Consider the following 23221-nt stretch of genomic DNA (forward strand, 5'->3'; position numbering starts at 1 on the left):
CCCCGGTGCTCACCGAGCGCTCGGCCCGGGTGGCCGCGGCGGTCAAGTTGCATCGCCACGTCGTGCGGCGACGGGCGAACCAGTTCCTGGCCGAAGGCCAAAATCTGGTTGAGGCCGCGTCGTCGCGCGGCTTGGTCCGGGAGGTGTTCGTCACCGAACTCGCGGCGCAGCGGCACGCGACCCTGCTGGCCGCCCAGCCGGGCCCGGTCCACGTGGTCACCGACCGTGCCGCAAAAGCCTTGTCCGACACCGTTACTCCGGCGGGGCTGGTCGCGGTCTGCGACATGCCGGCAACCGGACTACAGCAGGCGCTGGCCGGCTCACCACGGCTGGTCGCCGTTGCCGTCGAGATCAGCGAGCCGGGCAACGCGGGCACGCTGATCCGTCTCGCCGATGCCATGGGCGCCGCGGCGGTGATTCTCGCGGGGCACAGCGTCGACCCCTACAACGGCAAGTGCCTGCGCGCGTCGGCCGGCAGCATCTTCTCGCTTCCGGTTGTCGCCGCCCCCGACGTCGACGCGGTGCTGGGCGCGGCGCGTGCCGCCGGGCTGCAGGCGCTGGCCACCACCGTCGACGGCGGGACGCGGCTGGACGAGGCCGACGAGCTGCTGAGCAGGCCGACGGCCTGGCTGTTCGGCCCCGAATCGCACGGCTTGCCCGAAGAGATCACCGACCAGGCGGACCATCGCGTGCGCATCCCGATGTCGGGCGGCGCCGAGAGCCTGAATGTGGCTGCCGCCGCAGCGATCTGCCTGTATCAGAGCGCCCAGGCGCTGGGTGTGCTGCAGGGTTTCTAAGCGGCCCTTTTGCGGCCGCCGGCGGGGCGCAGCCCGGCCAGCGAGAGCGTGGTGTGCACCAGCGACCCGGCCCGCTCGATCAGCGACTTACTGCGCAGGGAACCCGGGGGCCAGTAGTGCATCGGCAGCCCGCGGCGGTCGCGCGGCGGTGCCATGAACTCGGGCGCCTCGACCAGCGGCGCATCGAGCGGAACCCGGCCCTCCGCGCGGCGGTAAGCGGCCAGCGCCCGGGGATGCAGCCGGATCTCGTCGGGCACCGCCAGGAAGGCCAGCGCGATCAACTTGCCGAACACCCGCAGCAGGATTTCGTCGCCCGGCGTCCAGCGCATGCCCGCCTTCTCGCGCACCGCCGGCTCGAACAGCCCGGCCGCGATCCAGCGTTGACCGGCCACCAACGGCTTGAAGATCTGGTCCCAGATCGGCGTGGGCATCAGGACGAACTTCGGCTTCGGGATGCGGATCCGGAAGATGTCCAGCGTCGCCTGGTTGATCTCCAGCTCGTCGCGGCAGACCCGGTCCCAGTACTCCTGGAATTCCTCCCAGGACCCTGGCACCGGCCGCATGCTCATGCCGTACATCCGGTACCACTGCACGTGCTCGTCGAACAGCTGGCGCTTCTCGGCCTCGGTCAGGCCGCCGCAAAAGTATTCGGCGACCTTGACGGTGAGCATGAAGAAGGTGGCGTGCGCCCAGTAGAAGGTCTCGGGGTTCAGCGCGTGGTAGCGACGCCCTTCGGCATCAATCCCCTTGATGGTGTCGTGGTAGTGCTTGATCTGCTCACCCGTCAGAGGCGCGCGATCGCCGTCGTAGACCACGCCCATGATCGGATACACCGACCGGGCCACCCGCTGCAGCGGCTCGCGCAGCAGGATCGAATGCTCCTCGACGCCGGCACCGAGCTGTGGGTACATGTTCTGGATCGCCCCGATCCAGACGCCCATCATTCCGGTTCGCAGGTCGCCAAAGTACTTCCAGGTCAGGGAATCTGGCCCAAGAGGATCAGCAGGTGTGGTCGATGCGGTTGTCATCACGACCTCCTACGTGCCCAGTGAGCTCACGATAACTCTGACAACGCGCGTTGTCCGCGTTTCGGCGCGCGCCACGCGAAGCCGTTACCGAGATTCCACGCGCGTGTGGCAGCGTCGTGATCAGTCGGTTTGATGCGATGTGTGACACAAACCGGACAGGCGTCGTTGCCCGGCTTCCCCGAAACTACTTACCCTTGCCAGGTGGAACTCGCGCCGCGCGATCCGGATCCGGGCGAGTCCTATGAAAAGGACTCGGATTCGGTGACGACGGTGACCCCTCCCGGCTCCACCTCCCTGTCCGGAAGCCGACCTCCGGTGTCCAAACACACCGCGGTCCAGTGGTGGCAGACCGCCAATCGCAGCCCAGGCGTGGTGGCGTTCATTCGGCGGGCGCGGCGGATGCTGCCGGGCGATCCCGAATTCGGCGACCCGCTGTCGATGGCGGGTGATGGCGGCCCGAGGGCGGCGGCCCGGGCCGCCGACCGGCTGCTGGGGGATCGCGACGCGGCGTCGCGTGAAGTCAGTCTTGGCGTGCTGCAGGTCTGGCAGGCGCTGACCGAAGCGGTGTCGCGCCGGCCGGCGAACCCGGAGGTGACGCTCGTCTTCACCGACCTGGTCGGCTTCTCGACGTGGTCGCTGCAGGCCGGGGACGATGCGGCGCTCACGTTGTTGCGCCAGGTGGCCCGCGCGGTGGAGCCGCCGTTGCTCGATGCCGGCGGGCACATCGTCAAGCGGATGGGCGACGGCATCATGGCGGTGTTCCGGCATCCTGATGTCGCGGTGCGCGCCGTGGTGCAGGCCGACGCCGCGATGCGGGAGGTCGAGGTGGGCGGCTATCGACCCCGGATGCGGGTCGGGATCCACACCGGCCGGCCGCAGCGGCTGGCTGCCGATTGGCTGGGTGTCGACGTCAATATCGCCGCTCGCGTGATGGATCGTGCCACCAAGGGCGGGATCATGATCACGGGGGCGGCGCTGGATCTGATCCCACAGAACGAGCTGGACGTACTCGGCGTCGTCGCTAAACGTGCACGTAAATCCATGTTTACGCCCAAGACCCCGGGCATTCCGCCGGACTTGGCGATCTACCGCTTGGAATACTATTAGCCAAGTCACAGCGTCCCATCACAAGGACGAAACAATTTAGCCCGCATAATGGATTCAATGCTTGGGGGATTGCTTTCCCGGCTCGGCCGGATCCGTTTCACCGTGGGGTATGCCGCGGTGCTGCTTGCCGTGAGCTGCGCCATCCTGATGCTCGGCCAGCACGCGCACGACGTCATCGTCGCGCGTGCCAGCACCAACCTGCACAACCTGGCGCACGGACACATCGGCACCCTGCTGGGCAGCGCGCTGGTCGTCGACGCCGGTCCGCTGTGGTTCTGGTTGCCTTTCCTGACCTGCCTGCTGGCGCTTGCGGAGCTGCATCTGCAGACCATCCGGTTGGTGATCGCGTTCGTGGTCGGACACATCGGCGCGACGTTGGTCGTGGCCGCCGCCCTTGCCTCCGCGGTCGAGTTCGGCTGGCTGCCGATATCGATCTCGCGGGCCAGCGACGTCGGGATGAGCTATGGCGCCCTGGCGGTGCTCGGCGCGATGACGGCCGCGATACCGCAGCGGTGGCGCCCGGCGTGGATCGGCTGGTGGATTTCGGCGGGCCTGGCCTCGGCGATCATCGGTGCCGACTTCACCGACGCGGGGCACACCGTCGCCGTGATCCTGGGTGTGCTCGTGTCCGCCCGGTTCCGTCAACCGATCCGCTGGACGCCGGTGCTGATCGCGATGCTGGTGGCGTCGTCCGGCTTCGGCTTCCTCGTCCTGGCTCACCACTGGGCAACGATGGCCGCGGCTCCGGTCTTCGGGTCGCTCGGCGCTTTCGCGGCGTACAAGCTCGCCCAGCTCAGGGCGTCGCGCAACCCGGCGCCGATCGTGGCGGCAGACGACGGGGAAGCGTCCACCGCGCTGCAGCCGGCCCTGGTCGGCTAATCCATCGCGGCCCGCCGAAGCGCGTTCAGTTCCCGGGCCTCGGTCACATATGATCGGCACTCGACCCGTGCCTGTTTTTCAGCACCGCTCGCTGGCAATACGGGCAGCCCCTACCGCCTCGTCAGCAAGGAGAGTTTCGCCGCGTGGGTGATCAACCCGTCGACCTGTCGCCGGAAGCGTTGGCCGAGGCCGTCGATGCTGCCCGCGGGGCTTTGGCCGGGGCCGGCAGCCTGGAGGCGCTGGCACAGATCAAGACCGAGCACCTCGGCGACCGCTCGGCGATCGCACTGGCCAGGCAGTCGCTGGGCGCCCTGCCCAAGGAGGAGCGCTCCGACGCCGGAAAGCGCGTCAACACCGCGCGCGGCGAGGTGCAGAGTGCGTACGACGAAAGGCTGGCGGTGCTGCGTGCCGAGCGCGACGCGGCCGTGCTGGTCGCCGAAAGCATCGATGTCACGCTGCCCTCGACCCGCCAGCCTCCCGGCGCCCGGCACCCGATCACGATCCTGGCCGAACATGTCGCGGACACCTTCATCGCGATGGGGTGGGAACTGGCCGAGGGCCCCGAGGTCGAAACCGAGCAGTTCAACTTCGACGCCCTGAACTTCCCGCCCGATCACCCGGCGCGCAGCGAGCAGGACACCTTCTACGTCGCGCCGGATGACTCCCGCCAGCTGCTGCGCACCCACACCTCGCCCGTTCAGGTGCGCACGCTGCTGGAGCGCGAACTGCCGGTCTACATCGTCTCGATCGGCCGCACCTTCCGCACCGACGAACTCGACGCCACCCACACGCCCGTGTTCCACCAAGTCGAGGGCCTCGCCGTGGACCGCGGCCTGTCAATGGCGCACCTGCGCGGGACCCTGGATGCGTTCGCGCGCGCGGAGTTCGGCCCCGAGGCGCGCACCCGGATCCGCCCGCACTTCTTCCCGTTCACCGAGCCCTCCGCCGAGGTCGACGTGTGGTTCGTCGGCAAAAAGGGCGGTGCCGGCTGGGTGGAATGGGGCGGCTGCGGCATGGTGCATCCAAACGTGTTGCGCGCCGCCGGAATTGATCCCGACGTCTACTCGGGCTTCGCCTTCGGGATGGGCCTGGAACGCACCCTGCAGTTCCGCAACGGCATCCCGGACATGCGCGACATGGTTGAAGGCGATATCCGGTTCTCGTTGCCGTTCGGGGTGGGTCTGTAATGCGCATTCCGTATAGCTGGCTGCGTGAGGTGGTTGCCGCCGGGGCGCCGGGCTGGGATGTCACCGCCGCCGATCTCGAGCAGACGCTGGTACGCATCGGTCACGAGGTCGAGGAAGTCCTCACCCTGGGACCGGTCGAAGGTCCGCTGACCGTGGGCCGGGTGTCCGCGATCGAGGAGCTCACCGAATTCAAGAAGCCGATTCGCGCATGCCTGGTCGACGTCGGCGAGGGTAAAGATCGTGGAATCATATGCGGCGCAACCAACTTCGCGGTAGGTGATCTGGTGGTGGTGGCGCTGCCCGGCACCACGCTGCCCGGTGGGTTCGCGATCACCGCCCGCAAGACCTACGGCCGTAGCTCCGACGGAATGATCTGCTCGGCGTCCGAACTCGGCTTGGGTGCAGACCATTCCGGAATTCTGGTGCTGCCGCCGGGAACCGCCGAGCCGGGCGCCGGCGGCGCCGAGGTGCTCGGGCTGGACGATGTGGTGTTCAACCTGGCCATCACGCCGGACCGCGGCTACTGCATGTCGGTGCGCGGCCTGGCCCGCGAGATCGCCTGCGCCTACGAGCTGAATTTCGTCGACCCGAGCGTCGTCAAGCCGCTGCCGGCCGACGGCGAGGCGTGGCCGCTGACCGTGCAGGCCGAGACCGGTGTGCAGCGGTTCGCGCTGCGCCCGGTCACCGGCATCGATCCGGCCGCGGTCTCACCATGGTGGCTGCAGCGCCGGCTGTTGTTGTGCGGCATCCGCGCGATGTCCCCGGCCGTGGACGTGACCAACTATGTGATGCTCGAACTCGGCCACCCGATGCACGCCCACGACCGCAACCGCATCACCGGGGGCTTCAAGGTGCGCTTCGCGCAGCCCGGCGAGACCGTCGTCACGCTGGATGACATTGAGCGCAAACTCGATCCGGCCGATGTGCTGATCGTCGACGACGTCGCGACGACGGCGATCGGCGGCGTGATGGGCGCAGCGAGCACCGAGGTGCGCACCGACTCCACCGACGTGCTGCTGGAAGCCGCGGTGTGGGACCCGGCCGCCATTTCGCGCACCCAGCGGCGGCTGCACCTGCCCAGCGAGGCCGCGCGTCGTTACGAGCGCGCTGTCGACCCGGCCATTTCGGTGGCCGCGCTGGACCGCTGCGCCGCGCTGCTGGCCGACATCACCGGCGGATTGGTGTCGCCGACCCTGACCGATTGGCGCGGGGATCCGCCGCGTGACGACTGGTCGCAACCGGCGATCCCGATTGCCGCCGACCTGCCGGACCGTTTCGCCGGTGTGGTGTACGCCGCGGGTACGACCACCCGGCGGTTGGCCCAAATCGGTGCCGCGGTAACCGAAGACGGTGACACGCTGATCGTGACCCCGCCGAGCTGGCGGCCCGATCTGTTGCAGCCCGCCGACCTCGTCGAGGAGGTGCTGCGGCTGGAAGGTCTCGAGGTCATTCCGTCGCTGCTGCCGCCGGCGCCGGCCGGGCGGGGCCTGACGCGGGTGCAGAAGCGCCGCCGCGCGATCGGCAAGTCGCTCGCGCAGTCCGGGTATGTGGAGATCCTGCCGACCCCGTTCCTGCCGGCCGGTGTGTTCGACCTCTGGGGCTTACCGGCCGACGATCCGCGGCGCACCGCGACACGGGTGCTCAACCCGCTGGACGCCGATCGCCCGGAGCTGGCTACCACGCTGCTGCCCGGACTACTGGAAGCGTTGGGGCGCAATGTGTCCCGCGGCCTGGTGGACGTAGCGCTGTATGCCATCGCGCAGGTGGTGCGGCCGACCGAGCAGACGCGCGGCGTCGAGCTGATCCCCGTCCACCGCCGGCCGACCGACGCCGAGATCGCGACGCTGGACACATCGCTGCCCCGCCAGCCTCAGCATGTCGCCGCGGTGCTGGCCGGGCTGCGCGAACCGCGGGGCCCGTGGGGCCCCGGCCGTGCCGTCGACGCCGCCGACGCCCTGGAGGCGGTGCGAATCATTGCGCGCGCCAGCGCCATCGACGTCACCTTGCGTGCGGCACAGTACCTGCCGTGGCATCCCGGGCGCTGCGCCGAGGTAGTCGTCGCCGACACCGTCATCGGCCACGCGGGTCAACTGCATCCGGCGGTCATCGAGAAGTCGGGGCTGCCGAAGGGGACCTGCGCCCTGGAGCTCGACCTCGAAGCGTTGCCGATCACCGAGCTGTTGCCGGCGCCCAGGGTGTCCCCGTTCCCAGCCGTCTTCCAGGACGTCAGCCTGGTGGTGGCCGCACACGTGCCGGCCCAGGCGGTGGCCGATGCGGTGCGCGAGGGAGCCGGCGAGTTGCTGGAAGACATGCAGCTGTTCGACGTGTTCACCGGCCCGCAGATCGGCGAGAATCGCAAGTCGCTGACCTTCGCGCTGCGGTTCCGCGCCGCGGACCGCACGCTGACCGAGGACGACGCCAGCGCGGCCCGCGATGCCGCGGTGCGGCGCGCCGCCGAGGCCGTCGGCGCCGAAATGCGCGCCTAGGCTTCAGCTTTGGCTGACGGCCGCGCGCAGTTGCTCGCCGGGTAGTCGCCACAGCACGGTGCCCGGGGCGGCGGTGGCGGTGGCCGCGCGGGTCGCGCCCGGCCGCAACACGGCCACTTCGCCGAAGATCCTGCCCGGGCCCAGGGCGCGAATGCGTTCGCCGGCCCGGTCGAAGTCGACGCGCCCGTCGACGATGAAATACGCGTCGCGGGCGGGGTCGTTCTCGCCGAACACGACGGTGGCGGTGTCATACCCCTCGGTGGTCGCCGAGGCCGCCAGGTCGCGGATGGTTTCTGCGGGCAGCGCGGCCAATAGGGGTGCGCTCGCCAGCGCGGCGTCGCGGCCGTTCGCGGTCGCGGGCATGTTGGCTTGTCGCTCGGTGGACGCCGCGTCGATGGTCTGACCCGTCGGGTCGAAGCCGGTCAGCACCGTCAGGAATGCCCGTCGGGGGAGCACCCACAGCCGGCAGTCGGACGTCGCGCGCACGGTAGCGCTGCGGGTGGTGTCGCGCAGCAGGGCGAGCTCGCCGAAGAAATCGCCCGCGGCCAGCGAGCGGACGTGGCGCCCGTCGACGCACACGTCGAGGGTGCCGGACTCGACGATGTAGAAGGAGTCGCCGTACTCGCCTTGGTAGGTAACGACCCCGCCGGCGCCGACCTCTTCGCGGTGGATCTGAGTGGCGATGCGTTCCCGCAACACGTTGGTCAGCGGAGCGAACAGCTCGATCTCGTCGAGGGCACCCACCCGCTCACGGGTCGCCGCGACCCTGGCGTCGGTGCGCAGCAACGCACGCGCCACCGCCAGCATGGCCAACACCGTCAGCACTGCCAGCGCCAGCAGGCTGATGCGCAGCGACCACCCCTGGGTCACGCGCGTCGTGGCCCACGCGCCCGCGGCCATCGCGAACTGGCTCAGGCCTTCCACCGCCCCGAGCACCCGCCCGCCCGCGGACAACGGGATCAGACTTTGGATCTGCACCTGGCCGGCCATCATCACCAGGGCACTCCCGGCGCCGAACGCGATGGTGGAGGCGAGCACGACGGCATAGTGCGGAGCGGCCGCCATCAGCGTCAGGGCTGTGGCCATGACGGCCCCGGCGACGACGAACCACGGGCCCAGCCGCCGCTTGCCGATCGCACCGAGCGCCACCCCGCCCAGCAATCCACCGCCGGCAATCAGCGCGGTCAGCACGCCGGGTCCGGCCTTTCCCCAGTGCAGCAGGTCGATGGCCAACGGCACGACGAAGACTTCGCTCGCCGCCAGCATCAGAAAGGCCAGCGCGGTCACGACGACGATCGAACGCACGTGGGGTCCGGCGACGGTGCGGACCCCTTTGGCGGTTTCGCGCAGCGCATGCCGGGGACCATCGCCGGTGGCGCCGTGCAGGCGCGCCGCGACGTCCACCCGCACGGTCATTACCGCGGCCACGGCCCCCAGGGCGAAGACGGCGGAGACGCTGAGCGCCGCGGCGGGTGACGTGGAAGCCAGCATCAGGCCGCCCGCGACCGGCCCGATCAGGATTCCCATCTTGTCCGTGGTGCCCAGCGCCGCGTGCGCGCGAACCAGGTCCTGGGGTCGCTGGGTGATGGACGGCAGCAGCGCCGCGGTCGTCGGCCGCACGAACATGGTGGTGGTGCCTTCCACCCCGATCACCGCGACCAGGATGGACACCGCCGGGAAGAATGCCGCCGAGACCGCCGTGACCACAATCGACACCAAGCGCATCGCGAACACCCCGGTCAGGATGCGTTCGTGCGGATACTTGTCGATGACGTAGCCCAGCGCCGGCGACAGCAACGCGGCCGGCAGCACAGCGGCGACGCTGATGGCCCCGACCGCGCCCACCCCGGAGAGGGTGAACGCGTACACCGTGGTGACGGTGTACCACATCCACTCGGCGACCGTCGCCAGCAAGCGCCCCACCACGAGCCGCCGCAGCTTGGGGTTCCGCGACACGGACTCCGGGGTCTGCAGGCGCACCCATCCCACATACCCCCGCCGAGTAACGCCAACCTTCACGACAAACGAAGACGAGACGCGAGTTGCAGCCGCGGGACGAGACGACGACCGCGTGTCATGGGCAAACCGGTGGTGAGCATGAATTTGCAATGATTCGCATAACCATGCAGAATCGACGAAATGGCCGACGTGATAAGAGTGGCGGTTGCCGGTGCCAGCGGCTATGCCGGCGGGGAGATTCTGCGCCTGCTGCTCGGGCACCCGGCCTACGCCGACGGCCGGCTCACGATCGGCTCGGTGACCGCCGCGGCGAGTGCAGGCAGCTCGCTCGGCGAGCACCACCCGCATCTCACACCGCTGGCTCAGCGCGTGGTCGAGCCCACCGAGCTCGACGTGCTCCGCGGGCATGACGTGGTCTTCCTGGGCCTGCCGCATGGGCATTCGGCGGCGCTGGCCGAACAGCTCGGTCCCGAGACCCTGGTGATCGACTGCGGCGCGGACTTCCGGCTCACCGATCCCGCCGCGTGGGAACGGTTCTACGGATCCCCGCACGCGGGGAGCTGGCCCTACGGCCTGCCGGAGTTGCCCGGCGCCCGGGAGCGGCTGCGTGGCACGCGCCGTATCGCGGTGCCGGGTTGCTATCCGACCGCGGCGCTGCTGGCATTGCTGCCCGCAGTGGCCGAGGACCTGGTCGAACCGGCCGTCACGGTGGTCGCGGTCAGCGGCACCTCCGGAGCGGGACGCGCGGCCAAACCCGACCTGCTCGGCTCCGAGGTCATCGGGTCGGCGCGGGCCTACAACATCGCCGGCGCCCACCGGCACACGCCCGAGATCGCCCAGGGGCTGCGGGCCGTCAGCGATCGTGACGTCACAGTGTCGTTCACCCCGGTGCTGATCCCCACCTCCCGCGGCATCCTGGCTACCTGCACCGCGCGCACCAAGGCGCCACTGTCGCAAGTGCGGGCGGCGTACGAAAAGGCTTACGACGCCGAACCTTTCATCTACCTGATGCCCGACGGCCAGTTGCCCCGCACCGGCTCGGTGATCGGCAGCAACGCCGCGCACGTCGCTGTCGCGGTCGACGAGGACGCCGAGACGCTGGTCGCGATCGCCGCGATCGACAACCTGGTCAAGGGGACCGGCGGCGCCGCCGTGCAGTCGATGAACCTGGCGCTCGGTTGGCCCGAGACCCAAGGACTTTCGGTGGTCGGGGTGGCGCCATGACCGACGTCGTCCCCGAAGAGCCCACCGAGGCGCCCGCTGCGCGGCTGGTGCGCACCCAGGGTGTCACCGCGGCCGCCGGCTTCCGAGCGGCCGGAATCGCCGCCGGGATCAAGGCTTCCGGCGCTCGCGACCTCGCGCTGGTGTTCAACGAAGGGCCCGACTATGCCGCCGCCGGGGTGTTCACCCGCAACCAGGTCAAGGCCGCGCCGGTGCTGTGGACCCAGCAGGTGCTCACCACCGGCCGGCTGCGCGCGGTGATCCTCAACTCCGGCGGTGCCAACGCCTGCACCGGGCCCGGCGGATTCCAGGACACGCACGCCACCGCGGAGGCGGTTGCGAGCGCGTTGTCGGACTGGGGAACCGAGACCGGCGCCGTCGAGATCGCCGTGTGCTCCACCGGGCTGATCGGCGACCGGCTGCCGATGGACAAGGTGCTCGCCGGCGTCACGCACATCGTGCACGAGATGCACGGCGGGCTCAGTGGCGGCGACGAGGCCGCCCAGGCCATCATGACCACCGACACGGTGCCGAAAAAGGTTGCGCTGCATCATCAAAGCAACTGGACGGTGGGCGGGATGGCCAAGGGCGCGGGCATGCTCGCGCCGTCGCTGGCCACCATGCTGTGTGTGCTGACCACCGACGCGGTCGCCGACTCCGCGGCGCTCGACCACGCGCTGCGCGCCGCCACCGCGCGCACCTTCGATCGGCTCGACATCGACGGCTGCTGCTCCACCAACGACACCGTGCTGCTGCTGGCCTCCGGTGCCAGCGGGATCACGCCGTCTCAGGCCGAACTCGACGATGCCGTGCGGCAGGTTTGCGACGACCTGTGTCTTCAGCTGCAATCCGACGCCGAGGGGGTGACCAAACGTGTCAGCGTGACGGTGACCGGCGCATCGTCGGAGGCCGAAGCCGTGATGGCCGCCCGCTCGGTCGCCCGCGACAGCCTGGTCAAGACCGCGATGTTCGGTTCGGACCCGAACTGGGGCCGGGTGGTGGCCGCCGTCGGCCTGGCACCGGGGGTGTTCGTGGATCCCGATCGAATCACCGTGTCGTTCAACGGGTTTATCGTATGCGCCAACGGGACCGGGGCTCCGGGCTCGCGCGACGTGGACCTGTCCGGAACCGACATCGACGTCACCGTCGACCTCGGCCTGGGCGACGGCGAAGCGTCGATCCGTACCACCGACCTGTCGCATGCCTATGTCGAAGAGAACTCGGCCTACAGCACATGACGGCGAACATCAACACCGACGAACTGTCCACTCACGTCAAAGCACAAGTGCTCGCCGAGGCGCTGCCCTGGCTCGTCCAGCTGCACGGCAAGATCGTCGTGGTCAAGTACGGCGGCAACGCGATGACCGACGAAGCACTGCGCCGGGCCTTCGCCGCCGACATGGCATTTCTGCGCAACTGCGGAATTCATCCCGTCGTCGTGCACGGCGGTGGCCCGCAGATCACCGCGATGCTGCGCCGGCTCGGCATCGACAAGGGTGACTTCAAGGGCGGATTCCGGGTCACCACACCGGAAGTGCTCGACGTCGCACGGATGGTGCTGTTCGGACAGGTGGGCCGCGAACTGGTCAACCTGATCAACGCCTACGGTCCCTACGCCGTCGGCATCACCGGCGAGGACGCTCAGCTGTTCACCGCGGTGCGGCGCAGGGTCACCGTCGACGGCGTGGCCACCGACATCGGCCTGGTCGGCGACGTCGACAAGGTCAACACCGCCGCGGTGCTGGATCTGATTGCGGCGCGGCGCATTCCGGTGGTCTCGACACTGGCGCCGGACGCCGAGGGCGTGGTGCACAACATCAACGCCGACACCGCCGCGGCCGCGCTGGCCGAGGCGCTGGGCGCCGAAAAGCTGTTGATGCTCACCGATGTTGAGGGCCTGTACACCAGCTGGCCGGATCGCGATTCGCTGGTCAGCGAAATCGACACCGCCACATTGGCGCAACTGCTACCCACTTTGGAGGCGGGCATGATCCCGAAGGTCGAAGCGTGTCTGCGGGCGGTCACCGCGGGCGTGCCCAGCGCTCACGTCATCGACGGCCGGGTCAAGCACTGCGTGCTGGTCGAGCTGTTCACCCACGCCGGGACCGGCACCAAGGTGGTGGCGACGTGACGACCCTTCGTGTCGCCGAGCGTGACACTCGGGAAGGTGGTGGCGCCGTGAGTCGCGCCGGCGACGATGCAGAACGCAGTGATGAGGAGGAGCGGCGCCATGACTGAAGCCGACACCATGCGGCAGCGGTGGGAAGCCGTGATGATGAACAACTACGGCACCCCGGCGATCGCGCTGGCCAGTGGTGAGGGCGCGGTGGTCACCGACGTGGACGGCAAGAGCTACCTGGACCTGCTCGCCGGCATCGCGGTCAACGTGCTCGGCCACGGCCACCCGGCCGTCATCGAGGCTGTCACGCAACAGCTCTCGACGCTGGGGCACACGTCGAACCTGTACGCCACCGAACCGGGTGTCGCGCTGGCCGAGGAACTGGTAGCCCTGCTGGGGGCCGACGCCACCACCCGGGTGTTCTTCTGCAACTCGGGCACCGAGGCCAACGAGATGGCGTTCAAACTGTCGCGACTCACCGGCCGCACGAAACTGGTTGCCGTGCAAGAGGGTTTCCACGGCCGAACGATGGGCTCGCTGGCGCTGACCGGCCAGCCTGCCAAGCAGGCGCCGTTCGAGCCGTTGCCCGGCGACATCACGCACGTGCCCTACGGCGACGTCGATGCGCTGGCGGCCGCCGTCGACGACCAGACCGCGGCGGTATTCCTGGAGCCGATCATGGGGGAGAGCGGCGTCGTCGTCCCGCCTCCGGGCTACCTGGCCGCGGCCCGCGAGATCACCACACGACACGGCGCCCTGCTGGTGCTCGACGAGGTGCAGACCGGAATCGGGCGCACCGGAGCCTTTTTCGCCCACCAGCACGACGGCATCACCCCCGATGTGGTGACGCTGGCCAAGGGGCTCGGTGGCGGACTGCCGATCGGAGCCGTGCTGGCCGTCGGGCCGGCGGCCGACCTGTTGACACCCGGCCTGCACGGCAGCACGTTCGGCGGCAACCCGGTGTGCACCGCCGCGGCGCGCGCGGTGCTGCGGGTACTCGTCGACGAAGACCTGATCCGGCGTGCCGAGGTGCTGGGCAAGTCGTTGCGCCAGGGCATCGAATCGCTGGGCCACCCGCTGATCGGCCATACCCGCGGCCGCGGGCTGTTGTGCGGCGTGGTGCTGGCCCAGCCACGGGCCAAGGACGTCGAGGCCGCCGCGCGTGCGGCCGGATTCCTGATCAATGCCACCGGAGCCGACGTCATCCGGTTGGCGCCGCCGCTGGTGATCACCGAGGCCCAGATCGACAGCTTCCTGACCGCGCTGCCCGGGATCCTGGACAAGGCCGCGGCGTGAGGCACTTCCTGCGCGACGACGACCTGTCGCCGGCCGAACAGGCCGAAGTCCTCGAACTGGCCGCCGAGCTGAAGAAGAACCCGTTTAGCCGTCGCCCGCTGGACGGGCCGCGCGGGGTCGCGGTGTTGTTCGACAAGAACTCCACCCGGACGCGCTTCTCCTTCGAGGTGGGTATCGCGCAGCTGGGCGGGCACCCCGTCGTCGTCGACAGCAGCAGCACCCAGCTGGGCCGCGACGAGACGCTGCAGGACACCGCGCGGGTGCTGTCCCGCTACGTCGACGCGATCGTGTGGCGCACCTTCGGCCAGGACCGGCTGGAGGCGATGGCTTCGACCGCGACGGTGCCGGTGATCAACGCGCTGTCCGACGAGTTCCACCCCTGCCAGGTGCTGGCCGATCTGCAGACCATCGCCGAGCACAAGGGGTCGCTGCGCGGATTGTCGCTGTCCTACTTCGGCGACGGCGCCAACAACATGGCGCATTCCCTGATGCTCGGCGGGGTCACCGCCGGCATGCACGTCACGATCGCGGCCCCGGAGGGCTTCACGCCGGACCCGGCCGTGCTGGCCGCCGCCGAGCAGCGCGCCGCCGACACCGGTGGCTCGGTCAGCGTGACCGCCGATGCCGAGTCGGCGGCCGCGGGCGCCGACGTCCTGGTGACCGACACCTGGACGTCGATGGGGCAGGAAGCAGACGGGCTGGACCGGGTCAAACCGTTTCGGCCGTTCCAGATCAACGCGCGGCTGCTGGAGTTGGCTGACCCGAAAGCCATTGTGCTGCACTGCCTTCCGGCTCACCGCGGCGACGAGATCACCGACGAGGTGATGGACGGACCGGCCAGCGTGGTCTTCGACGAGGCCGAAAACCGGCTGCATGCCCAGAAAGCGCTGCTGGTGTGGCTGCTGGAGTGGTTCCGATGACGCCGCGCCGCCGACGATGCAGTGGGGGCACCCCCAGCCGCGCAGCGGCGAGGGGGACGAAGCGACGAGGAGGAGCGGCGCAATGACGCGCAGCAGGGCCACCGCCGACATCACCCGGGCCGGGCGTCAGGCCCGCATCGTGGCGGTGCTGTCGTCCTCGTCGATCAGCAGCCAGAGCGAGCTGGCTGCCAGGCTGGCCGACGAGGGCATCGAGGTCACCCAGGCCACGCTGTCGCGCGATCTCGAAGAGCTCGGCGCGGTGAAGCTGCGCGGCGCCGACGGCGGCGTCGGGGTCTACGTCGTCCCGGAGGACGGCAGTCCGGTGCGCGGCGTCGCCGGCGGCACCGCGCGCTTGTCGCGACTGCTGAGCGAGCTGCTGGTGTCCACCGATGCCAGCGCGAACCTCGCGGTGCTGCGCACTCCGCCGGGCGCAGCTGACTATTTGGCCAGCGCAATCGATCGCGCGGCGTTACCGTACGTCGTCGGCACCATCGCCGGAGACGACACTCTGTTCGTGGCCGCCCGGGAGCCGATGACCGGCGCCGAGCTGGCCCGAACATTAGAACAGCTCAAGTAAACCTAGGAGATTGATTCATGTCAGAGCGCGTCATCCTGGCGTATTCCGGCGGTCTGGACACCTCGGTGGCCATCAGCTGGATAGGCAAGGAGACCGGCCGTGAGGTCGTGGCGGTTGCGATCGACCTCGGCCAGGGCGGCGAGGACATGGAACTCGTGCGCCAGCGGGCGCTGGACTGCGGTGCGGTGGAAGCGGTCGTCGTCGATGCCCGTGACGAGTTCGCCGAGGGCTACTGCCTGCCGACGGTGCTCAACAATGCGCTATACATGGACCGCTACCCGTTGGTGTCCGCGATCAGCCGGCCGCTGATCGCCAAGCATCTGGTCGCGGCGGCCCGCAAGTACGGCGGCAGCATCGTCGCGCACGGATGCACCGGCAAGGGCAACGACCAGGTCCGCTTCGAGGTCGGATTCGGTTCGCTGGCACCGGATTTGGAGGTGCTCGCGCCGGTCCGCGACTACGCGTGGACACGGGAGAAGGCGATCGCGTACGCCGAGGAGAACGCGATCCCGATCAACGTCACCAAGCGCTCGCCGTTCTCCATCGACCAGAACGTGTGGGGTCGCGCGGTGGAAACCGGCTTCCTGGAACACCTTTGGAACGCGCCCACCAAGGACGTGTACGACTACACCGAGGACCCGACCCTCAACTGGAGCACACCCGACGAGGTGATCGTCGGCTTCGAGCGGGGCGTCCCGGTGTCGATCGACGGCAAACCGGTGACGGTGCTCGAGGCGATCGTGGAGCTCAACCGACGGGCCGGCGCGCAGGGGGTCGGACGCCTGGACGTCGTCGAGGACCGCCTGGTGGGCATCAAGAGCCGGGAGATCTACGAGGCGCCCGGCGCGATGGTGTTGATCACCGCGCACGCCGAACTCGAACATGTCACCCTCGAGCGCGAATTGGGCCGATTCAAGCGCCACACCGACCAGCGCTGGGCCGAGCTGGTCTACGACGGGCTGTGGTTCTCGCCGCTGAAACTCGCCCTGGACAGTTTCGTCGCCAAGACCCAGGAGCACGTGTCGGGCGAAATACGAATGGTGTTGCACGGCGGGCACATTGCGGTCAACGGCCGGCGCAGCGCGGAATCGCTCTACGACTTCAATCTGGCCACCTACGACGAGGGTGACAGCTTCGACCAGTCGGCGGCCAAGGGCTTCGTCTACGTGCACGGGTTGTCGTCCAAGCTGTCAGCCCGCCGGGACCTGGCCGCCGAGGCGTGAGTGTGAATTTCACGACGAGACACGCCGTCGAACCGTCGCAGGGTTCACACTCGCCTCGGCGTGCGGGCGGAGTGAGGGCCCGGCGTGCGGGCGGAGTGAGGGCCAGGTGACCACCAACGAGGGATCCCTGTGGGGCGGACGGTTCGCCGACGGCCCGTCGGATGCGCTCGTCGCGCTGAGTAAGTCGACGCACTTCGACTGGGTGCTGGCGCCCTACGACATCACCGCGTCGCGCGCGCACACGATCGTGCTGTTCCGGGCCGGGCTGCTCACCGAGGAACAGCGCGACGGGCTGCTGGCCGGCCTGGACAGTCTGGCCGAAGACATCGCCGACGGCAGTTTCGGCCCGCTGGTCACCGACGAGGACGTGCACGGCGCGCTGGAGCGTGGGCTGATCGACCGGGTCGGCCCCGAGCTGGGCGGGCGGCTGCGGGCCGGGCGGTCGCGCAACGACCAGGTGGCCACGCTGTTCCGGATGTGGCTTCGCGACGCGATCCGCCGGGTCGCCGCCGGGGCGCTAGACGTCGTCGCCGCGCTGGCCGTCCAGGCCGACGCCCATCCGACGGCGATCATGCCGGGCAAGACGCACATGCAGTCCGCCCAGCCGATCCTGCTGGCCCATCACCTGCTCGCGCATGCCCACCCGCTGCTGCGCGACGTGGACCGCCTCGCAGACTTCGACAAACGCGCGGCGGTGTCGCCGTACGGTTCGGGAGCGCTGGCCGGCTCGTCGCTGGGCCTGGATCCGGACGCGATTGCGGCAGACCTGGGTTTCGCCACCGCCGCCCCCAATTCGGTCGACGCGACGGCCGCCCGCGACTTTGCCGCCGAGGCGGCGTTCGTGTTCGCGATGATCGGGGTCGACCTGTCCCGGCTCGCCGAGGACATCATCATCTGGAGCTCGACCGAGTTCGGCTACGTCACGCTGCACGACTCCTGGTCGACCGGCAGCTCGATCATGCCGCAGAAGAAAAATCCCGACATCGCCGAGCTGGCCCGCGGGAAGTCGGGGCGCCTGATCGGGAACCTGGCCGGGCTGCTGGCCACGCTGAAGGCACAGCCGCTGGCCTACAACCGTGACCTGCAGGAAGACAAGGAACCGGTGTTCGATTCGGTCGCCCAGCTGGAGTTGCTGTTGCCGGCGATGGCCGGGCTGGTCGGCAGCCTGACGTTCCACGTCGAGCGGATGGCGGCGCTGGCCCCGGCCGGCTACACCCTGGCCACCGATATCGCGGAGTGGCTGGTGCGGCAGGGAGTGCCGTTCCGGTCCGCGCACGAGGCCGCGGGTGCGGCCGTACGCACGGCCGAAGGCCGCGGTGTCGGCCTCGAGGACCTGACCGACGACGAACTGGCGGCCATCAGCCCGACCCTGCGGCCCGACGTCCGTGAGGTGCTGACGGTCGAGGGCTCGGTGTCCTCCCGCGACGCCCGCGGAGGCACCGCGCCCGACCGCGTCGCCGACCAACTGCGCGATGTCCTGGAAAGCTGCGCCGAACTGCGGTCAAGGTTGGCCGCGCAGATCGAAAGATGACTTACGCCGCATAATCGGCGGTTTGCTGTGGCCATTCTCTCAGGTCAGGGCCTTATTGCGGCGGTGCTGGCACAAAAGGAATAAACTTGCGGCTCGTAACCACAGGCTTGAACCCGTCGACCTGCATGTTCGTCACCAAGGGGTGGGACCAATGAGCGTCATCGCAGGAGTATTCGGTGCGTTGCCGCCGTATCGCTATTCCCAACGAGAACTCACCGACTTCTTCCTCAGCATTCCCGGCTTCGAGGACTACGAGGACATCGTTCGGCAGCTGCACACCAGCGCCAAGGTCAACAGCCGCCATCTGGTCATCCCGCTGGAGCGTTATCCCCGGCTGACCGACTTCGGCGTCGCGAATCAGATCTACATCGACAATGCCGTTGAGCTGGGCAGCGAGGCGCTCGCCGGCGCGCTCGACGACGCCGGCCTGCAGCCACGCGACGTCGACGTGCTGTTCACGACCACGGTCACCGGGCTCGCGATCCCATCCATCGACGCCCGGATCGCCGGTCGGCTCGGGCTGCGCGACGATGTGCGGCGGGTGCCGCTGTTCGGCCTGGGCTGCGTGGCCGGGGCGGCCGGTGTGGCCCGGCTGAACGACTATCTGCGCGGCGACCCGGACGGCGTGGCGGCCCTGATCTCGGTCGAACTCTGCTCGTTGACCTACCCGGGGTACAAGCCCTCGCTGGCCGGTCTGGTCGGCAGCGCCCTGTTTGCTGACGGCGCCGCATCCGTGGTTGCCGTCGGTGCGGACCGCGCGGCGGCGATCGGCGCCGGCGGCCCGGACGTCCTGGATTCGCGCAGTCATCTCTACCCCGATTCGCTGCGCACCATGGGCTACGACGTCGGCACCGAAGGGTTCGAGCTGGTGCTGTCCAAGGACGTCGCGGCCGTCGTCGAGCAGTACATCGAAGACGACGTCACCGGTTTCCTGGGGGCGCACGGGCTGACCGCGACCGACGTCGGCGCCTTTGTCAGCCACCCCGGGGGCCCCAAGGTCATCGAGGCGATCACCGCGGCACTCAGCCTGCCGCCGGACGCCCTGGAACTCACCTGGCGATCGCTCGGCGAGATCGGCAACCTCTCGTCGGCGTCGGTGCTGCACGTGCTGCGTGACACCATTGCCAAGAAACCGCCCAGCGGAAGCCCGGGTCTGATGCTCGCGATGGGGCCCGGTTTCTGCTCGGAGCTCGTCTTGCTGCGCTGGCACTGATGCGAGCGTATGGATCCTGGCTCGTCTCGTAGCCCCATGAATAGCACTCCTGATGAGCTGATCAAGGCGCTGCGCGCGTCGCTCAAGGAAAGCGAGCGGCTGAAGCGGGAGAACCGCGAGTACCTGGCGTTGCTCACCAAGGAAGCGACTGAGCCGGTTGCCATCGTCGGGATGGCCTGCCGGTATCCGGGCGGGGTGGACTCACCAGAAGCCCTGTGGGACATGGTGTCCGAAGGCCGCGACGTCGTCACCGATTTCCCGGCCGACCGCGGCTGGGATCTGGCCGAGTTGTTCGACCCCGACCCCGACGCGACCGGCAAGTCGTACAACCGCTGCGGTGGATTCCTTTCCGACGTCGCCGATTTCGACGCCGCGTTCTTCGGGATCGCGCCGAGCGAGGCCCTGGCGATGGATCCTCAGCAACGCTTGCTGCTTGAGGTGTCGTGGGAGGCGTTGGAGCGGGCCGGGATTGACCCGATCACGCTGAAAGGATCGGCCACGGGCGTGTTCGTCGGTATCTTCCACGGTTCGTACGGCGGTCAGGGCCGCGTCCCGGGGGATCTGGAGCGGTACGGCTTGCGCGGTTCGACGCTGAGTGTCGCGTCGGGCCGGGTCGCGTATTCGCTGGGCCTGGAGGGCCCGGCGGTATCGGTGGACACGGCGTGCTCGTCGTCGCTGGTGGCGTTGCATCTGGCGGCGCGTTCGCTGCGCTCGGGTGAGTGCGATGCCGCGCTGGTCGGCGGCGTGACCGTGATGGCCACCCCCGCGATGTTCGTGGAATTCAGCCGCCAGCGGGCGCTGTCGGCCGATGGTCGGTGCAAGGCGTATGCCGGTGCGGCCGACGGAACCGGCTTCTCCGAGGGCGTCGGCGCGCTGGTGCTGGAGCGGCTGGCCGACGCGCGGCGGCTGGGTCACCGGGTGCTGGCCGTGGTGCGGGGTTCCGCGGTGAATCAGGACGGCGCGTCCAACGGGCTGGCGACCCCCAACGGCCCGGCCCAGCAGCGGGTGATCCGGGCGGCGCTGCAGAGTGCCCGATTGGGCACCGCGGACGTGGATTTGGTGGAGGGCCACGGGACCGGCACCACGCTGGGCGATCCCATCGAAGCCCAGGCGATCCTGGCGACCTACGGCCAGGATCGGCCGGCCGATCGGCCGTTGTGGCTGGGCTCGATCAAGTCCAACATGGGCCACACGTCGGCGGCGGCGGGCGTGGCCGGGGTGATCAAGATGGTGCAGGCGATGCGGCACGGCGTGATGCCCCAGACGCTGCACGTGGATGTGCCTACGCCGCATGTGGATTGGTCGGCGGGCGCGGTGTCGTTGCTGACCGAGCAGCGGTCGTGGCCCGCGCTGGATCGGCCGCGCCGCGCGGGGGTGTCGTCGTTCGGGATCAGCGGCACTAATGCGCACGTGATCCTGGAACAGGCTCCGGTGGTGGAAAGCGTTGCGGCTGAAAGCGATATGCCGGTGGCCCCATGGGTGTTGTCTGCCCGGTCGCCCGAGGCGCTGGTAGGTCAGGCGCGCCGACTGCTGGCACACGTGCAGGCCGATCCGCTGCTCGGCATCGCCGACGTGGGGTGGTCGCTGGCGTCGACGCGCTCGGCGTTCGATCATCGGGCCGTGGTAGTCGGTGCCCGCGACGAGCTGATGGCCGGGCTGGCCGGCCTGGCGGCGGGGGAGCCGGGCGTCAACGTCGTGGCGGGGCGTGCGCAGGCCGTGGGCAAGACGGTGTTCGTGTTTCCCGGCCAAGGCTCGCAGTGGGTCGGCATGGGGGCCCAATTACTGGACACCGCACCGGTATTCGTCGAGCAGTTGAACCGGTGCGAGAAGGCGCTCGGCGAGTACGTCGAGTGGTCCCTGATCGATGTGATCCGCGGCGCCGCGGGTGCCCCGGGGCTGGATCGGGTCGACGTGGTGCAGCCGGTGCTGTGGGCGATGATGGTGTCGCTGGCCGAATTATGGCGCTCGATGGGTGTGCGGCCCGACGCGGTCATCGGCCACTCGCAGGGCGAGATCGCGGCGGCCTACGTGGCCGGTGCGCTGTCGCTGGAGGACGCGGCCCGGGTGGTGGCGCTGCGCAGCCGGCTGCTGGTGCAACTGTCGGGCGCCGGGGGCATGGTCTCGCTGGCGTGCGGCCAGGACCAGGCGCACGAGCTGTTGGCGCCCGCCGGAGATCGCCTGAATATCGCTGCGGTCAACGGCGTTTCGGCCATCGTCGTTTCCGGAGAGGTCGACGCCCTCGAGGAGTTGATGCGCCGTTGTGAAGGTTCCGGTGTGCGAGCCCGCCGGATCGACGTCGACTACGCCTCGCATTCGGCGCAGGTCGACGCGATTCGTGAGCCGCTTGCCCAGGCCCTGGTCGGCATTGAGCCCCGATCGTCCTCGATCACCTTCTTCTCCACCGTCACCGGTGAGCCCCTCGACACTTCGGCGCTGAACGCCGATTACTGGTACCGCAGCATCCGCCAGACCGTGCAATTCGCGCCGGCGGTGCGCACCGCCGGCGAGGCCGGCTTTCGGGTGTTCATCGAATCCAGCCCGCATCCGGTGTTGGTTGCCGGCATCGAAGGCACGGTTGCCGACGATGCCGTCGTCATTCCGTCGCTGGGCCGCGACGACGGCGGGCTGGACCGGTTCTGGTTGTCCGCGGGACAGGCGCACGCCGCCGGTGTGACGGTGGATTGGCGCCCCGTGTTCTCCGGTGCCCACCAGGTGCAGTTGCCGACGTACGCCTTCCAGGGCCGACGATTCTGGTTGCCCCCCATGGGCATTGGTGGCGGCGATCTCGGTGGATTGGGATTGGCCGGAACCGAGCACGGCTTGCTGGGTGCCGTGGTGCAGCGGCCCGATTCCGGCGCGGTGGTGCTGACCGGTCGACTGTCGCTGTCCGCCCAGCCGTGGCTGGCCGATCACGCGGTCGCCGGGGTGGTGTTGTTCCCCGGCGCCGGGTTCGTGGAGCTGGCGTTGCGGGCCGGCGATGAGGTCGGCTGCTCGGTGGTCGATGAGCTGACCCTGTCGGCCCCGATGCTGTTGTCGGCGTCCGACGGCGTCGCGGTGCAGGTCGTGGTCGGGCCCGCGGGCAGCTCGGGGCGCCGGACGGTCTCGGTGTATTCCCGTGGCATGCAACCTGATTCGGAATGGACACTACATGCCGACGGTGCGTTGAGCGCTGGCGGGGAGCATACGGGCGCGAACTTGTCCGTATGGCCACCGGTCGGGGCGACGGCCGTGGACGTCGCCGATGCCTACGAGCAACTGACCCGGCGGGGCTACGAATACGGCCCCGCTTTCCAGGGCCTGCAGGCCCTGTGGCGCCTCGGGAATGAGGTCTTCGCCGAAGTCGCCGTGCCCGAGGTCGCCGGGATGAGGGTTGACAGTTTCGGAATCCATCCGGTGCTGGTAGACGCCGCGTTGCACGCGATGGGTGTGGTCGGCGACCAGGCCGAGACCATGCTGCCGTTCTCCTGGCAGGGCGTGTGTTTGCATGCCGCCGGCGCGTCCCGGGCGCGGGTGCGGATCGCCCCAGTCGGGGTGAGCGCGGTGTCGGTGGACCTGGCCGACGGCGCCGGCCTGCCGATCCTGTCGGTGCGCGAGCTGGTGGTCCGGCCGGTCTCGACGGCCCAGCTGACGGCGGGGGCCGCGGCACCGCGCTCCGGCGGCGGATTGCTGGAGGTGACC

The 23221-nt window shown here is 69.4% G+C and carries 16 protein-coding genes and 1 pseudogene; 15 read left to right on the forward strand and 2 right to left on the reverse strand.

Annotated elements, in window-relative coordinates; all coding sequences use genetic code 11:
• Nucleotides 1-5: 5 nt before the first annotated feature.
• Nucleotides 6-797 (forward strand): TrmH family RNA methyltransferase, encoded by a 792-nt coding sequence (locus AC5Y5O_RS22200; RefSeq protein ID WP_096287179.1) that lies wholly within the window; start codon nt 6-8, stop codon nt 795-797.
• Here AC5Y5O_RS22200 and AC5Y5O_RS22205 read toward each other — a convergent pair.
• Nucleotides 794-1825 carry an oxygenase MpaB family protein gene (locus AC5Y5O_RS22205; RefSeq protein WP_096287181.1) on the reverse strand — a complete coding sequence of 344 codons (1032 nt, stop codon included), beginning with the start codon at nt 1823-1825 and terminating at the stop codon, nt 794-796. The two genes, AC5Y5O_RS22200 and AC5Y5O_RS22205, sit on opposite strands and share 4 nt — an antisense overlap.
• Before the next feature lie 294 nt (nt 1826-2119).
• Here AC5Y5O_RS22205 and AC5Y5O_RS22210 point away from each other — a divergent pair, with 294 nt between their 5' ends.
• The 4 genes from AC5Y5O_RS22210 to pheT all read left to right on the forward strand — a co-directional run bounded on the left by AC5Y5O_RS22210 (nt 2120) and on the right by pheT (nt 7484).
• Nucleotides 2120-2932 (forward strand): adenylate/guanylate cyclase domain-containing protein, encoded by an 813-nt coding sequence (locus AC5Y5O_RS22210; protein WP_423790893.1) that lies wholly within the window; start codon nt 2120-2122, stop codon nt 2930-2932.
• Nucleotides 2933-2989: 57 nt separating this feature from the next.
• The gene (locus tag AC5Y5O_RS22215) at nt 2990-3811 is read left to right on the forward strand and encodes a rhomboid-like protein (protein ID WP_243393884.1); all 822 of its coding nucleotides are present in this window, start codon (nt 2990-2992) and stop codon (nt 3809-3811) included.
• Between the two features lie 143 nt (nt 3812-3954).
• Nucleotides 3955-4998 carry a phenylalanine--tRNA ligase subunit alpha gene (gene pheS, locus AC5Y5O_RS22220; protein ID WP_096287185.1) on the forward strand — a complete coding sequence of 348 codons (1044 nt, stop codon included), beginning with the start codon at nt 3955-3957 and terminating at the stop codon, nt 4996-4998.
• Nucleotides 4998-7484 carry a phenylalanine--tRNA ligase subunit beta gene (gene pheT, locus AC5Y5O_RS22225; protein ID WP_096287187.1) on the forward strand — a complete coding sequence of 829 codons (2487 nt, stop codon included), beginning with the start codon at nt 4998-5000 and terminating at the stop codon, nt 7482-7484. The genes pheS and pheT overlap by 1 nt, the downstream gene beginning before the upstream one ends.
• Nucleotides 7485-7487: 3 nt before the next feature.
• Here pheT and AC5Y5O_RS22230 read toward each other — a convergent pair whose 3' ends face one another.
• A complete protein-coding gene (locus AC5Y5O_RS22230) occupies nt 7488-9464 on the reverse strand; it encodes an MFS transporter (protein ID WP_500027471.1) in 1977 nt (658 codons plus the stop codon).
• Between the two features lie 143 nt (nt 9465-9607).
• On the opposite strand from AC5Y5O_RS22230, the pseudogene argC reads away from it, so the two are divergent.
• The 10 genes and pseudogenes from argC to AC5Y5O_RS22280 all read left to right on the forward strand — a co-directional run.
• Nucleotides 9608-10667: pseudogene (gene argC, locus AC5Y5O_RS22235) on the forward strand (N-acetyl-gamma-glutamyl-phosphate reductase).
• Complete coding sequence (gene argJ / locus AC5Y5O_RS22240; RefSeq protein WP_096287195.1) at nt 10664-11902, forward strand: bifunctional glutamate N-acetyltransferase/amino-acid acetyltransferase ArgJ; 1239 nt, start codon at nt 10664-10666, stop codon at nt 11900-11902. The pseudogene argC and the gene argJ overlap by 4 nt, the downstream one beginning before the upstream one ends.
• Nucleotides 11899-12795, forward strand: a complete 897-nt coding sequence (gene argB, locus AC5Y5O_RS22245) for an acetylglutamate kinase (RefSeq protein WP_096287197.1) — start codon at nt 11899-11901, stop codon at nt 12793-12795. The genes argJ and argB overlap by 4 nt, the downstream gene beginning before the upstream one ends.
• A gap of 81 nt (nt 12796-12876) precedes the next feature.
• On the forward strand, nt 12877-14079 hold the full coding sequence (locus AC5Y5O_RS22250) for an acetylornithine transaminase (RefSeq protein ID WP_423790876.1): 1203 nt from the start codon (nt 12877-12879) through the stop codon (nt 14077-14079).
• Nucleotides 14076-14999 carry an ornithine carbamoyltransferase gene (argF, locus tag AC5Y5O_RS22255; protein ID WP_096287201.1) on the forward strand — a complete coding sequence of 308 codons (924 nt, stop codon included), beginning with the start codon at nt 14076-14078 and terminating at the stop codon, nt 14997-14999. The genes AC5Y5O_RS22250 and argF overlap by 4 nt, the downstream gene beginning before the upstream one ends.
• An 82-nt stretch (nt 15000-15081) precedes the next feature.
• The gene (locus AC5Y5O_RS22260) at nt 15082-15576 is read left to right on the forward strand and encodes an arginine repressor (protein WP_096287203.1); all 495 of its coding nucleotides are present in this window, start codon (nt 15082-15084) and stop codon (nt 15574-15576) included.
• Nucleotides 15577-15593: 17 nt separating this feature from the next.
• Nucleotides 15594-16799 carry an argininosuccinate synthase gene (locus tag AC5Y5O_RS22265; RefSeq protein WP_096287205.1) on the forward strand — a complete coding sequence of 402 codons (1206 nt, stop codon included), beginning with the start codon at nt 15594-15596 and terminating at the stop codon, nt 16797-16799.
• 106 nt (nt 16800-16905) lie between these two features.
• Nucleotides 16906-18330 (forward strand): argininosuccinate lyase, encoded by a 1425-nt coding sequence (gene argH, locus AC5Y5O_RS22270; protein ID WP_096287207.1) that lies wholly within the window; start codon nt 16906-16908, stop codon nt 18328-18330.
• Nucleotides 18331-18481: 151 nt separating this feature from the next.
• The gene (locus tag AC5Y5O_RS22275; protein WP_096287209.1) at nt 18482-19543 is read left to right on the forward strand and encodes a type III polyketide synthase; all 1062 of its coding nucleotides are present in this window, start codon (nt 18482-18484) and stop codon (nt 19541-19543) included.
• 36 nt (nt 19544-19579) lie between these two features.
• Nucleotides 19580-23221, forward strand: a 3642-nt coding sequence (locus tag AC5Y5O_RS22280; RefSeq protein WP_500027477.1) for a type I polyketide synthase, incomplete at its 3' end; no start/stop codon positions are given.

This window comes from Mycobacterium sp. NGS40 (assembly GCF_059812735.1).